This window comes from Flavobacterium sp. 120 (assembly GCF_003633605.1).
Taxonomy (GTDB): domain Bacteria; phylum Bacteroidota; class Bacteroidia; order Flavobacteriales; family Flavobacteriaceae; genus Flavobacterium; species Flavobacterium algoritolerans.
On record NZ_RBKZ01000001.1, the window covers coordinates 1,348,406 to 1,361,142 of the forward strand.

Genomic DNA, 12,737 nt, shown 5'->3' on the forward strand with positions numbered 1-12,737 from the left:
AATAGAATATTATGAAAAGTAAATATGTATTACTAGCATCAGCATTATTGATATCAGTAGCTACTTTTGCTCAAAAAGATCAAATTAAAGCCGCAGAAAAAGCGTTGAAAGCTGGTAAGTCTCAAGAAGCAGTAACGATCTTGAATGAAGCTGAATATTTAGTAGTGAATGCTCCAGATGCTGAAAAAGCACAATTTTTCTTTGTAAAAGGGAATTCTTTATTAGATTTAGCCAACAAGAATGTTGATACTAATACCAATCTTTCGCTTGCTGCAAAAGCATACCAAGATTTAATTGCTGCTGAGAAAACTTCTGGGAAAGTAAAATTTTCAACTCAGGCTGCAGCTTCAATTACTGATATTAAATTCAAATTGATTAACGGTGCAATTGCTGATTCAAAAGTGGATAAGCATGCTGATAGTGCTAAAAAATTATATGACGCTTATTTGTTAGATAAAAAAGACACCATCAATTTATATTACGCAGCTTCTACGTATGTAAACGCTAAAGATTATGATGCAGCTCTTAAGTTGTATGATGATTTGAAAAACTTAAACTATTCTGGAAAAGGAACCAGCTATTTTGCAGTTAACAAATTAACTAGTCAAGAAGACTTTTTTACGACACTTCAAGAAAGAGACAGAATGGTGAAGTTAGGAACGCATGAAAAGCCAAGAACTGAAGTTATTCCTTCAAAAAGAGGTGAGATTTATAAAAACATGGCTTTGATTTTAGTTGAAAAAGGTAAAACCGAAGAAGCTAAAAAAGCAATCTCTGAAGCGAGAATAGCTAACCCGGAAGATACTTCATTGACTTTAACGGAAGCTAATCTTTATTTGGAAACAAAAGATTTCGATATGTACAAAAAATTAATCGCTGAAGTATTGGAAAAAAATCCAAATGACGCTGATTTGATTTTTAACTTGGGAGTATTAAGTGCAAATGCTAAAAATGTTGCAGATGCTGAAAAATATTACAAGAGAGTTATAGAAATTAACCCAAAATATATTAATGGGTATATTAATTTAGCTGCTTTAAAATTAGAAAATGAGAAAGCGATCATTGACGAAATGAACAAGCTTGGAACGTCTACTAAGGATATGAAGCGTTATGATGAATTGAAAAAGAAAAGAGAAGAGCTTTTTAAAGGAACAATTCCTTATCTTGAAAAAGCGGTTGAACTAGATCCTAAAAATACAGATGTTTCTAAAACTCTTTTAGGTGTTTACAGTGCATTAGAAATGACTGCAGAATACAAAGCGTTAAAAGCTAAAATGTAAAATAATTTTTCAAATAAAAAAGCCTGTCTAATTTTAGACAGGCTTTTTTTTTATACTATTTTTTTGATGACTCTTAATTTGTGAGTATGCTTATTTGTCTCAGCATTAAATATTCCTAAATGATCTATGCGGTCAATCCGTACTTTTCCACTGGCGTGAATGATGTAATTATCGGCCATTATGATTCCAACATGAATAATGTTGCCTTCTTCATTGTCAAAAAATGCTAAGTCTCCAGGTTCGCTTTCTTCAATAAAACTTAATGCTTCTCCTTGTGTTGATTGTTGAGAGGCATCTCGCAATAATTTGTATCCATTGAGTTTGTATACCATTTGGGTAAAACCCGAGCAATCAATACCAAAAGGAGTTTTTCCTCCCCAAAGGTAAGGAGCATTCAAATACATAAAAGCAGTATTTATTAAGCTCTCTTTGCTTTTTTCTCCACTGGTTTTAGTTCCTTCAAAATCAAAATTCGAAATATTTATCTCATTATGATGTATAAAAGATAAAGAGGAACCAAGCGGAATGGGTATCAATAAATTATTTGGTGCGGTAATATATTCTATTAAATCAGCATTTAAAATGATAGCTTCAGAAGATAGTTGATTAAAACTGGCTTCGGAAATCAGTTGTAATTGTTTAGAATCTATCCAACCTTCGTAATCGTCATATTGCATTCTGATTTTGGACCATTGTCTCAATTGCTCTAAAATTTCAAAATGTTCACCAAATAAAACTTGAGAAACGATTTCGCTTCTGTCACTGGGTTCAAAGCGAAGTGGGATTATGGCTAGATTACAAATTCCGAACATTTAGGTTCTTTTATGAGTTAAGAATTAAGAGTTATAGACTTGAAAAAAACTATAACTCTTAATCTATAATTATTTAAGCTCTTTCAATAACAATTGCTGAAGCACCGCCACCGCCATTGCAAATTGCAGCAGCACCAATTTTAGCATTGTTTTGTTCTAAAACATTTAATAACGTAACAATGATTCTAACTCCTGAACAACCCAGAGGATGTCCTAAAGATACAGCACCACCATTTACATTTACTTTGTTGTCTTCTAATCCAAGAATTTGTGAATTAGCCAAACCTACAACGGCAAATGCTTCATTAAATTCAAAATAATCTACATCATTAATCGTTATTCCAGCTTTTTCCAATGCTTTAGGAATTGCTTTTGCAGGACTTGTAGTAAACCATTTAGGTTCTTGAGCGGCATCAGCATATCCGTTGATGTAAGCCAAAGGTTTTAGTCCTAAAGCGATTGCTTTTTCCTCACTCATTAATATTACTGCTGCCGCTCCATCGTTTATTGTTGATGCATTAGCTGCAGTTACAGTTCCATCTTTTGTGAAAACGGCATTCAATGATGGTATTTTATCTAATTTCACATTCGTGAATTCTTCATCTTTAGAAACGATGATAGGATCTCCTTTTCTTTGTGGAACCGGAACAGGAACAACTTCATTGTCAAATTTTCCTGAATCCCATGCTTTTGCACTACGCTCATACGATTGAATTGCGTAGTTATCTTGATCTTCTCTTGTAATATTATATTCTGAAGCACATAAGTCAGCACACACTCCCATAGCGCTGTTATCATAAGCATCAGTAAGCCCGTCTTTCTGCATTCCGTCAATCATGGTTGCAGGGCCAAATTTAGTTCCATTTCTTAAATTCATATAATGTGGAATCAAACTCATGTTTTCCATTCCACCGGCAACTACAATTTCGGCATCACCGCATTGAATAGCTTGTGCGCCTAACATAACTGCTTTCATTCCTGAAGCACATACTTTATTTATTGTGGTGCAGGCAACGGAATCTGGTAAACCGGCAAATAGTGCAGCTTGTCTTGCAGGAGCTTGTCCTACACCGGCTTGAACTACATTGCCCATGAATACTTCATCAATTAAATTTGGATCTAACTTTATTTTATCTAAAGCACCTTTAATAGCAATTGCTCCTAATTTTGGAGCAGTAACTGTAGATAATCCCCCCATAAAACTTCCGATAGGTGTCCTAACGGCAGAAACGATAACAACTCTTTTGTTCATGACTTTTTTATAATGTTGGTTTATGTAGCAAATTTAATCTTTTTTAAACAATTTCAAATTTTGATTTTGCCATTATCTTTTTTTAAATTTATTTCTATTCTATATATTTGATTGTGAAGTGTTTTTGTAAAAATGATAAAAAATATTAAAAAAAAGGTCTTAAATAGTTGTGAGAAACGTAAAGATGTCTTAAATTTGCAACCGCAAAACAGGACACGTTTCTTTGAGCTTGGAGGGGTGCCAGAGTGGTAATGGAGCAGTTTGCTAAACTGTCATCGAGTAATCGGTGCCAGGGTTCGAGTCCCTGTCCCTCCGCTTTATAATTTGCTTTTCGGGGTGTAGCGTAGCTCGGTTATCGCGCCTGCTTTGGGAGCAGGAGGCCGCAGGTTCGAATCCTGCCACCCCGACTAATTTTACTCTGTTTATTACTACAGAGCACCTGTCTTCTAAGCAGGAGGTCAAAATAATAAATGGAGGCATAGCTCAGCTGGATAGAGCACCTGCCTTCTAAGCAGGCGGTCGAAGGTTCGAATCCTTCTGCCTTCACTTAAAACGATACTAGAAATAGTATCGTTTTTTTTGTTTTTATAGTTCCTGAAATCCCTTTATTTATTCTATTTTTATAAAAAATAGCATTTATGACTTCCTACTTCAAACCATTAGCACTTCTATTTTCTTTTTTATGTATTGTTTCCTGTAAATCGCAAACAATTGTTTCTGCTGGTCAAGAAAGGAATTCTACAAGTATCAATGATACTACATTTGTAAATTTAAAAGAGTATAGTCAAGATTTTGTGTATGATATGAAGTATGCAACGTCTGATAATTTCCTGAAAGCAAAAGTGTATGATTGTGCGGAATGTTTTTTACGTTTAAAAACTGTTAATGCACTAGTTGATGTGAATAAAAAATTCTTGGAAAAAGGATACAAAATCAAAATTTTTGATTGTTACCGCCCTTTGGACATTCAGAAAAAAATGTGGAAAATTGTATCTAACCCTGAATATGTTGCAAATCCTGCCAAAGGTTCTATTCACAATAGAGGTGGAGCCGTAGATATTACTTTGGTAGACAGAAATGGAAAAGAATTAGACATGGGAACTTCTTTCGATTTTTTTGGAGTTGAGGCGGGCCACAATTATCCAAATCTTTCAGAAGTAGTAAAACAAAATAGAATACTATTAAAAACAATTATGACTAGCAGCGGTTTTAATTCTTTTGATTCAGAATGGTGGCATTACAATTTGAAGTCAGGTTTGAATGATAAAGTTTCTAATGCTAAATGGGACTGTAAATAGTCCCTATTGAATGCATTTTAAGTAATTGATGAAGTAGTTTTCCGGATTGTAAATTTCATTCGTTAATTCCGATTTAAACTCTTTTTTGAAGACATAATCTTCGGTGTCTGTCAAATATTTAATTCGCATCATCGACACTGGAGAGTTTTTTAATTCTTCAAAGCTATCTTTCATAAACATGAAAATACCTGTATTAACTCTATTATCAAATCCTTTATCGTCGCGTAACATGGTACCGCAATTTTCTTGATCGATATGTATCAATGTGATTATTTTTCCATTGTTTAACTGTAAAAATAATTTAGAATTTTTATCAAAACAATTCGCTTTCAAAAAATCTTTGCTTTTTTGAATTAATTGCACACTCAATGTTGGTATTCCATCTGTTAATGCCAAAGAATAAAAAATATAACTGGAATTTCCGGCAAAATTTTTCTCGCTAATCATGTATTCTTTTGTCGATTTGTAAGTACCTAAAGAATCGGTAACATTTGCGTTATATTCACATGGTTTTTGAGCAAATATATTCAAGCTGAGGAATAATAAAGTTATTGTAATAACGTATTTCATTTTTATGATATTTTGGTGCAAATTAAAACTATTTTATGATTATTTTCATCAGTTGTGAAAAAACAATATACATTTCCTCCGTCTTTTATTTTCCATTTTTTTCGAATGGTTTCTACGCTGTCAGGAAAATTACGGGTAGTGATATTTGCTTGACTTTTTTCTAAATAACTTTTCATTTCCGTTTTGTTGTAAGGAAATGTATTTTGAATTTCAAAAACGCGCCCCGGAAAAGATAGTAAAGCTGTTGATGTATACAAATGAGAATGTTTGTGTAATTTATTTAGATTATAAAACGAGCTTACTTCATCAAATCCACCCGATTTCATGATAGCGCTGTTGGGTTCGTATAAATACTTTTGCGGCAAGCTTAAGTTCGGGAATTTAGAATTTTCGTTCAGAACAAAATCAAATGTTTCTGTTTTATCTTTTAAAATATTGACAGTTTTAATGTTTATATTTCCAGAATAATCTTTGTGTAATTCCCATAACAATTCTTTCACTTCATTTTCTAAAGCTACGATATGAATCGTTTTTACGTGTTTTAATTCGGATAATCCTGCAGAAATATCAAGAATAGGTGCTGTTTTTATTAGAACGGCATTTGAATGCGTAAAATAAAAATCAATATTTTCAGGAACATTTGGTAAACAATCCTTTAGCATGAATACTTTGCCTTTAGTGTCATTTCGTCTGGAAGGATCAATGTAAATCCAGTCCCATTTTGAATTTAAAGAGAATAAAGTCGCTAAACTGTCTCCGGCATAACAAGTGATATTGGAAACATTCAATTGCTCGAAATTATGTTTTACCAGATTTGACAATTCTGGATTAATTTCACAATGCGCAACTGTTTTTATTTTTTTTGAAAAATAAAAATCGTCAACTCCATAGCCTCCCGTTAAATCGATTAGAGATTCCCCTGATACAATAGAAGCTTTATAGGCTGCGGTTTTTTCGGATGACGTTTGTTCTATTGAAATTTTACTTGGATAAATAATATTTTCGGTTGAAAACCAAGTTGGGAGTTTTTCTTTAGCTTTTGTTTTGGCTTCTATTTGGTTCAAAATAGAAATCCAATCCACCTCTTGAAAGGGATTTTTTTGCAGTGCTAACTTTGAAATGCTTTTGCCAATATTATTATCGATAAACGCCTGTATTTCGGCATTTAGAATCCTTAAATCCAAAATTAAATATCTTTAGTTAATAGTTGAATGATTTTGTTTTCAGGAAAGAATTCTTTTCCAATCACTTTTATTATGGTGTATAAAGGAACTGCCACAATCATTCCTACTATTCCAAAAAGGAAACCTGCAATTAGGATTACTAGAAATATTTCTAAAGGATGTGAGCTGACGCTTTTGGAAAAAATTATAGGTTGTGACAGATTATTATCTATTACTTGAACAATCCAAAAACCTATTAATACATAAATTGTTGTAGGCAAAATTTCAGATTGAAAATCACTTCCTAAATTACTCATCATAGTTAAAATTGCCGCTAAAAAAGAGGCAATCAATGGACCAATATACGGAATGATATTTAGCACCGCGCATAAAAAAGCAATTACAATAGCATTTGGAACGCCAAAAATAACTAGAACTATAAGGTATAAAAGGAATACAATAAATAATTGAAGCAGTAAACCAATAAAATAGCGCGACAGTAAATGATTTATTTTTTCCAATGAATTCAAAATTTGATCTTCATGACTGTCTGGAATTAATTTCTTTGCGCCAACAATAAACATTAATCGGTCTTTTAAAAAGAAAAAAGTGATGAACAGAACCGATCCCAATCCCATTCCGAAACTGCTGATGGTACCTAAAATTGCATTTAAAAAATTAGGGATAACATTGAAATTTATTTTAGAGGTAATGTTTGCTTCTTTTAAAACTTGTGCGGAATCAATTTGGTGGTTGTCCAAAAACACAGTGATTTGATTGATTAACTGAACTATGTTTTTTTCAATTTCAGTAGTGTTAAGAAGTGATAAGTTTTCCCCTTGTGATAAAATTAAAGGAATAAACATCATTATAAACCCTAATATGATCAATATGAAAATAAATAAAGTAGTAATAGTTGCAAATAGATGGTTGAATTTCAATCTTTTTTTGAAAAAGTCTAAAATAGGATTTCCAATCAGTGTAAGTATAAAAGATACCACTAGATAAATTAGAACCGATTGAATTTTATAGAAGAAGAACAAAATTAAACCAACGAAAACCGTTGTTAATAATGCTCTGATAATGCCATTTGAAATGGTTTTAGATGTAATCATATTGCTATTTTAGGTTATAAAGATAAAAAAAACTCGCTAACAAGTAGCGAGTTTTAAAATCTAAAAAAACTAAAAAATTATATTCCAAAACTAGCTCTTGATCCGCCAGAAACGAATAAAGCAGCCATTCTTGATTTTTGACCGTTAGAGAACATATACATTCCTCTATCGTCTGTGTAATCCATGTAATTCATAGTCATTTCTACTGGAGTTCCAGAACAAGTGCTGTAATGTGGGTAAGCTGGTACACCGTAGTTAGCAGTATTGTGTGTAGGTGTATCAGAAACTAAATCACTTCCACAAGTTGCATCTCCCCAAATGTGACGTAAGTTCATCCAGTGACCAACTTCGTGAGTAGCTGTTCTTCCTAAGTTGTAAGGATAAATAGCAGTTCCGGTAGTTCCTAAATATTTAGAATCAATTGCAACACCATCTGTTGAAGATGATCCTCCAGGAAACTGAGCATATCCTAAGATTCCACCACCAATAGTACAAATCCAAAGATTTAATTTTGTTGTTGGAGATGTTGGAGCCAAACCACCATAAGTAGTTTTCTTCATAGTGTCTGTTGTTCCCCAAGATGTTTTAGTAGTTGATTTTCTGATTACTTGGTCTAAAACAAAAGAGATTCCTACATTCGCTTTAACTCCAGAAAATAATGCAGGAACGCTATTGAAATCAGAATTAGCTGCGTTAAAATCTTTGTTTAATACATCAATTTGTGATTGAATCTGTGCTAATGAAATATTTTCGGCAGTAGTTCTGTAAAGAACATTTACAACTACAGGAATTTGAACCTTTCCGTTTACTAAACGTGCAGTAGACATTGTTTTTTGTGTGAATGCTTCAATTTCGTTCATTCTTAAGGCTAAAGTTGGATCAGCCTTCATTTGGGCCGCTAAAACCTCTTGAGATGCACAACCGCGTTTTGTAACTGCATCAGCAGATGGAGTCATTTCTGTTGTTTCATTTTGACAAGAAAAAAGCATCAATAATGCTACAGCAGATAAAAGAATTTTTTTCATAATAAATTTGTTATAAATTAATGGTTTTGGTTAATTATTTCACAATTTTATAACAATTTTTCCTAAAAACAAATTTTTTAAACATTTATTTAAAAAATAATTCAAAAAGATGTTGAAATTATGCTTTTAGGGTATGAACTTTAAATAGTTCAACCTTATAATTTTAGCATATAATGCTATTAAATAAGATTTATGGAGCTAATATCTACTTCAGCATTAAACGAAAAATAAAATAATATAGGCTTTTAAATAAAAAAGAGGCGACTTTTTAGGTCGCCTCTTTTATTAAGTTTTAAAGGGAATTATATTCCGAAACCTGCTCTTGATCCACCAGAAACAAAAATTGCAGCCATTCTTGATTTTTGACCGTTAGAGAACATGTACATTCCTCTATCGTCTGTGTAATCCATGTAGTTCATAGTCATTTCTACCGGAGTTCCAGTACAAGTGCTGTAATGTGGGTAAGCTGGTACACCGTAGTTAGCAGTGTTGTGAGTCGGTGTATCAGAAACTAAATCACTTCCACAAGTAGCATCTCCCCAAATGTGACGTAAGTTCATCCAGTGACCAACTTCGTGAGTAGCTGTTCTTCCTAAGTTGTAAGGATAAGCTCCTGATCCAGATAATCCAAAATATTTTGAATCGATTACAACACCATCAGTAGTTGTTGATCCTCCAGGAAATTGAGCATAACCTAAGATTCCACCACCAATAGTACAAGCCCACATGTTAAGTTTTGTTGTAGGTGAAGTAGGGTCTAAACCTCCTTGTTTTGTTTTTTTCATTGCATCTCTAGTTCCCCAAGATGTTTTAGTAGTAGATTTTCTATTTACTGTTTCTAAAACAAAAGTGATTCCAACATTTGCAGCAACTCCAGAGAATAAAGCAGGTGTACTGCTGAAATCTGAATTAGTTGCATTAAAATCGTCATTTAATACATCAATTTGAGATTGAATTTGAGCATCAGAAATGTTTTCTGCGGCAGTTTTGTACAATACGTTTACTACAACAGGAATTTCAACTTTACCGTTTACTAAACGACCAGATAACATTGCTTTTTGAGTAAATGCTTCAATTTCGTTCATTCTTAAAGCTAAAGTTGGGTCAGCTTTCAATTGCGCTTCAAGAACTTCTTGAGACGCACAACCGCGTCGTGCCAATACACTGGCTTCTGGTGCAACTTCTGTTGTTTCATTTTGACAAGAGAAAAGCATCAATAATGCTACGGCAGATAAAAGAATTTTTTTCATAAAAAATTTGTTATAAATTAATAGATTTGGTTAATTATTTCACAATTCTATAACAATTTTTTCACAAAAAAAATTTTATTGAAAAAAAAATTAAAAAATAAATCATTCTATTGATTTTACTGCTTTGAGTTAATTTTAAAGATTTACAATTTACAAGTACTTTCATACAAATTTTTTTCAACCAGATTTCAACATTCCAAAATTGTAGTGATAATGGATTCATTTAAGAGATATTTTGTCATTAAATAAAATAATCTCATAAATGTATATGAAATTGATGTTTTTATTTTTTGCTGGAAATAGCCTTTTGCAGGTTCTTTTTCCTTATTTTTCAGTACCTGTGTGTGTAATATGTTTTTGTTGAAACGGTTTTAAATGAAAACGCCTATTCAAATCTAAATATTGAATAGGTCGTTTTTAAATGAAACTTAAAAACAGAATTCTTAATTATTAAAAATATAATTAAGAATGTTTGCGCCCATTTTTAATGCTTTTTCACGAACATCAATTGGGTCGTTATTCACTTCTGGATCTTCCCAACCGTCTCCTAAATCACATTCGTATGTGTAAAGCAATACTAATTTGTTTTCAACAAATATCCCGAAGGCTTGCGGTCGTTTTCCATCATGCTCATGTATTTTTGGCAATCCGTTTGGGAATGAATATGGTTTTTGAAAAATGGCATGATTGGATGGGATTTCAATCAGGTTATTATTTGGAAATATTTTTTTTATTTCTTTTCGTATGTATTGATCCATACCGTAATTATCATCAATATGGAGAAATCCTCCAGCGAGTAAATAATTTTTAAGATTACTACTGTCAGCATCACTAAAAACAACATTTCCATGTCCTGTCATGTGAACATAGGGATAGGAGAATAAGTCAGGACTGCTGGGTTCAACAGTTGATGGTTTTGTTTTTATTCGGGTATTGATATTGGCATTACAATATTTTATCAAGTTGGGCAATGATGTAGGATTTGCATACCAATCACCGCCGCCGCTATATTTTACCAAAGCGATTTCTTGTGAAAATGTTGGTATAGAAAACAATAAGAGTAGATAAAATAGTTGTTTCATAATTGCATAAAATCAGTTCTTATTCTTCTTCATTGACAAAAACTACGCTATGGCAGGCGACAATTGCAGCGGTTTCAGTTCTTAATCTGGTATTTCCTAATGAAACTGGGGCAAAGTTATTTTCAAGAGCTAAAGCAATTTCTTTTTCGGAAAAATCACCTTCGGGTCCTATGAGCAGCGTTATATTTTCATTGGGTTTCAAAACTGATTTCAGTGTTCTTTTATCCGTTTCTTCGCAATGTGCAATCAGTTTTAAACCATCTCTTTCAAGTTTAATGAATTCTTTGAAGGTTATGGCATTATTTAATTTTGGTAAATACAATTCATTAGATTGCTTCATGGCCGCCAACAAAATTTTATCAAATCGTTCATTATTGATGACTTTTCGCTCAGAATGATCACAAATGATAGGCGTGATTTCGTGTATGCCTATTTCGGTTGCTTTTTCAAGAAACCATTCGTAACGATCATTCATTTTAGTAGGTGCTACGGCTAAATGCAAATGAAATTTTGAGGCTGGTGCTTTTTCGAAAGAAAGGATTTTAACCGTGCATTTGCTATCCGAAGCTAATGTGATTTCTGTTTTAAATAAAAAACCCAAGCCATTGGTTACAAATAATATATCGGTATCTTTCTTTCGTAATACTTTAATAATATGTTTGCTTTCTTCTTTATCAAAAGAAAAAGTTTCGGTAGATTCTGTAATATTTGGATTGTAAAATAATTGCATAATTTATAATTGTATTCTTGCTTTAGAAACAACAGAAGAAGTTTCAAATTTTTGCGATAAAAACTTTTGATAACCTACAATTCCAATCATTGCAGCATTATCGGTAGTGTATTCAAATTTAGGAATAAAGGTTTTCCAACCGTATTTATTCTCTGTTTCTTTTAATGTGTTTCGAATTCCAGAATTTGCAGAAACTCCTCCGCCAATAGCTATTTGTTTAATTCCGGTTTCCTTTACTGCCAATTTTATTTTGTCCATTAAAATTTCAATAATCGTATGTTGAATGGATGCACAAATATCATTAAGGTTTTCGTCAACAAAATTGGGGTTTTCTAATTTTTTCTTTTGAATAAAATACAGAATAGCCGTTTTTAAACCCGAAAAGCTGAAATCCAATCCTGGGACTTTTGGTTTAGTAAATGCAAAAGCTTTTGGATTTCCTAATTGTGCATATTTGTCAATTAAAGGACCGCCAGGATAGGGAAGACCCAGTATTTTTGCACTTTTATCAAAAGCTTCGCCAACCGCATCATCAGTGGTTTCTCCAATTACGGTCATTTCAAAATAGTTGTCCACTTTTATAATTTGAGTATGTCCACCGCTTATGGTCAACGCCAAAAAAGGGAAAGTAGGTTTTTCATATCCTTCTTCATCTATAAAATGGGCTAAAACGTGCGCCTGCATATGGTTTACTGCAATCAATGGAACTTTCAAGGCCAAAGCAATTGATTTTGCAAATGAGCTTCCTACTAAAAGCGACCCCATCAGTCCAGGACCTTGTGTAAAGGCAATTGCCGATAGCTGTTCTTTTTGTATATTTGCATTACGAAGCGCGGCATCGATTACTGGAACTATGTTTTGTTGGTGCGCGCGAGAGGCCAGTTCAGGAACCACGCCGCCATATTGATTGTGTATAAGCTGATTTGCAACAACATTTGACAACACTTTATCGTTTTGTAAAATAGCAGCAGCGGTATCGTCACAGGAACTTTCGATGGCAAGAATAAAAACCTCGGAATTTTGCATAAAAAGGCACAGATTTTGAATTACATTTGACAAGTCGATTGTAAAAATCGTTTTGTAGAAGCCAAAATTAAAGAATTTTTATTTAAGGTGCTTCCGTTTCCTAAGGCAAAATGAAATATTAGAAAATTTAAATT

General features: G+C 32.8%; 12 protein-coding genes and 3 tRNA genes. 5 read left to right on the top strand and 10 right to left on the bottom strand.

The window, feature by feature from the left end; genetic code table 11:
- Positions 1 to 11: 11 nt before the first annotated feature.
- Positions 12 to 1,280, top strand: coding sequence for a lipopolysaccharide assembly protein LapB (locus C8C87_RS05825; RefSeq protein WP_099715685.1), 1,269 nt, complete (start codon positions 12 to 14; stop codon positions 1,278 to 1,280).
- Positions 1,281 to 1,330: 50 nt separating this feature from the next.
- Here C8C87_RS05825 and C8C87_RS05830 read toward each other — a convergent pair whose 3' ends face one another.
- A complete protein-coding gene (locus C8C87_RS05830; RefSeq protein ID WP_121341925.1) occupies positions 1,331 to 2,092 on the bottom strand; it encodes a C40 family peptidase in 762 nt (253 codons plus the stop codon).
- Between the two features lie 73 nt (positions 2,093 to 2,165).
- Entirely contained in the window at positions 2,166 to 3,344 is a 1,179-nt protein-coding gene (locus C8C87_RS05835; RefSeq protein ID WP_121341927.1) for an acetyl-CoA C-acyltransferase, read from the bottom strand.
- Between the two features lie 231 nt (positions 3,345 to 3,575).
- Between C8C87_RS05835 and C8C87_RS05840 the strand changes: the two genes are divergently transcribed.
- The 4 genes from C8C87_RS05840 to C8C87_RS05855 all read left to right on the top strand — a co-directional run bounded on the left by C8C87_RS05840 (position 3,576) and on the right by C8C87_RS05855 (position 4,642).
- Positions 3,576 to 3,659: transfer RNA gene (locus C8C87_RS05840), tRNA-Ser, on the top strand.
- 17 nt (positions 3,660 to 3,676) lie between these two features.
- Positions 3,677 to 3,751, top strand: a tRNA-Pro gene (locus C8C87_RS05845).
- Positions 3,752 to 3,816: 65 nt separating this feature from the next.
- Positions 3,817 to 3,890: transfer RNA gene (locus tag C8C87_RS05850), tRNA-Arg, on the top strand.
- A 92-nt stretch (positions 3,891 to 3,982) separates the two neighbouring features.
- Positions 3,983 to 4,642 (top strand): M15 family metallopeptidase, encoded by a 660-nt coding sequence (locus tag C8C87_RS05855; RefSeq protein ID WP_121341928.1) that lies wholly within the window; start codon positions 3,983 to 3,985, stop codon positions 4,640 to 4,642.
- Positions 4,643 to 4,645: 3 nt separating this feature from the next.
- Here C8C87_RS05855 and C8C87_RS05860 read toward each other — a convergent pair whose 3' ends face one another.
- From C8C87_RS05860 to tsaD, 8 genes are all read right to left on the bottom strand, one after another.
- Positions 4,646 to 5,212 (bottom strand): hypothetical protein, encoded by a 567-nt coding sequence (locus C8C87_RS05860; RefSeq protein ID WP_121341930.1) that lies wholly within the window; start codon positions 5,210 to 5,212, stop codon positions 4,646 to 4,648.
- A 2-nt stretch (positions 5,213 to 5,214) separates the two neighbouring features.
- Entirely contained in the window at positions 5,215 to 6,396 is a 1,182-nt protein-coding gene (locus tag C8C87_RS05865) for a class I SAM-dependent methyltransferase (protein WP_121341932.1), read from the bottom strand.
- 2 nt (positions 6,397 to 6,398) lie between these two features.
- Complete coding sequence (locus C8C87_RS05870) at positions 6,399 to 7,490, bottom strand: AI-2E family transporter (RefSeq protein WP_121341934.1); 1,092 nt, start codon at positions 7,488 to 7,490, stop codon at positions 6,399 to 6,401.
- Between the two features lie 77 nt (positions 7,491 to 7,567).
- Positions 7,568 to 8,515 carry a zinc metalloprotease gene (locus tag C8C87_RS05875; protein WP_121341936.1) on the bottom strand — a complete coding sequence of 316 codons (948 nt, stop codon included), beginning with the start codon at positions 8,513 to 8,515 and terminating at the stop codon, positions 7,568 to 7,570.
- Between the two features lie 302 nt (positions 8,516 to 8,817).
- Entirely contained in the window at positions 8,818 to 9,765 is a 948-nt protein-coding gene (locus tag C8C87_RS05880) for a zinc metalloprotease (protein WP_099715678.1), read from the bottom strand.
- Positions 9,766 to 10,208: 443 nt separating this feature from the next.
- Complete coding sequence (locus tag C8C87_RS05885; RefSeq protein WP_121341938.1) at positions 10,209 to 10,847, bottom strand: DUF4159 domain-containing protein; 639 nt, start codon at positions 10,845 to 10,847, stop codon at positions 10,209 to 10,211.
- 19 nt (positions 10,848 to 10,866) lie between these two features.
- Positions 10,867 to 11,577, bottom strand: coding sequence for a 16S rRNA (uracil(1498)-N(3))-methyltransferase (locus tag C8C87_RS05890; protein ID WP_121341940.1), 711 nt, complete (start codon positions 11,575 to 11,577; stop codon positions 10,867 to 10,869).
- A gap of 3 nt (positions 11,578 to 11,580) precedes the next feature.
- A complete protein-coding gene (tsaD, locus tag C8C87_RS05895) occupies positions 11,581 to 12,603 on the bottom strand; it encodes a tRNA (adenosine(37)-N6)-threonylcarbamoyltransferase complex transferase subunit TsaD (RefSeq protein ID WP_121343302.1) in 1,023 nt (340 codons plus the stop codon).
- Positions 12,604 to 12,737 lie beyond the last annotated feature (134 nt).

Coding starts and splice junctions, on each gene's coding strand:
- tsaD (WP_121343302.1), bottom strand. CDS start 12,603: ATGCAAAATTCCGAGGTTTTTATTCTTGCCATCGAAAGTTCCTGTGAC.
- C8C87_RS05830 (WP_121341925.1), bottom strand. CDS start 2,092: ATGTTCGGAATTTGTAATCTAGCCATAATCCCACTTCGCTTTGAACCC.
- C8C87_RS05870 (WP_121341934.1), bottom strand. CDS start 7,490: ATGATTACATCTAAAACCATTTCAAATGGCATTATCAGAGCATTATTA.
- C8C87_RS05880 (WP_099715678.1), bottom strand. CDS start 9,765: ATGAAAAAAATTCTTTTATCTGCCGTAGCATTATTGATGCTTTTCTCT.
- C8C87_RS05855 (WP_121341928.1), top strand. CDS start 3,983: ATGACTTCCTACTTCAAACCATTAGCACTTCTATTTTCTTTTTTATGT.
- C8C87_RS05890 (WP_121341940.1), bottom strand. CDS start 11,577: ATGCAATTATTTTACAATCCAAATATTACAGAATCTACCGAAACTTTT.
- C8C87_RS05835 (WP_121341927.1), bottom strand. CDS start 3,344: ATGAACAAAAGAGTTGTTATCGTTTCTGCCGTTAGGACACCTATCGGA.
- C8C87_RS05875 (WP_121341936.1), bottom strand. CDS start 8,515: ATGAAAAAAATTCTTTTATCTGCTGTAGCATTATTGATGCTTTTTTCT.
- C8C87_RS05825 (WP_099715685.1), top strand. CDS start 12: ATGAAAAGTAAATATGTATTACTAGCATCAGCATTATTGATATCAGTA.
- C8C87_RS05885 (WP_121341938.1), bottom strand. CDS start 10,847: ATGAAACAACTATTTTATCTACTCTTATTGTTTTCTATACCAACATTT.
- C8C87_RS05860 (WP_121341930.1), bottom strand. CDS start 5,212: ATGAAATACGTTATTACAATAACTTTATTATTCCTCAGCTTGAATATA.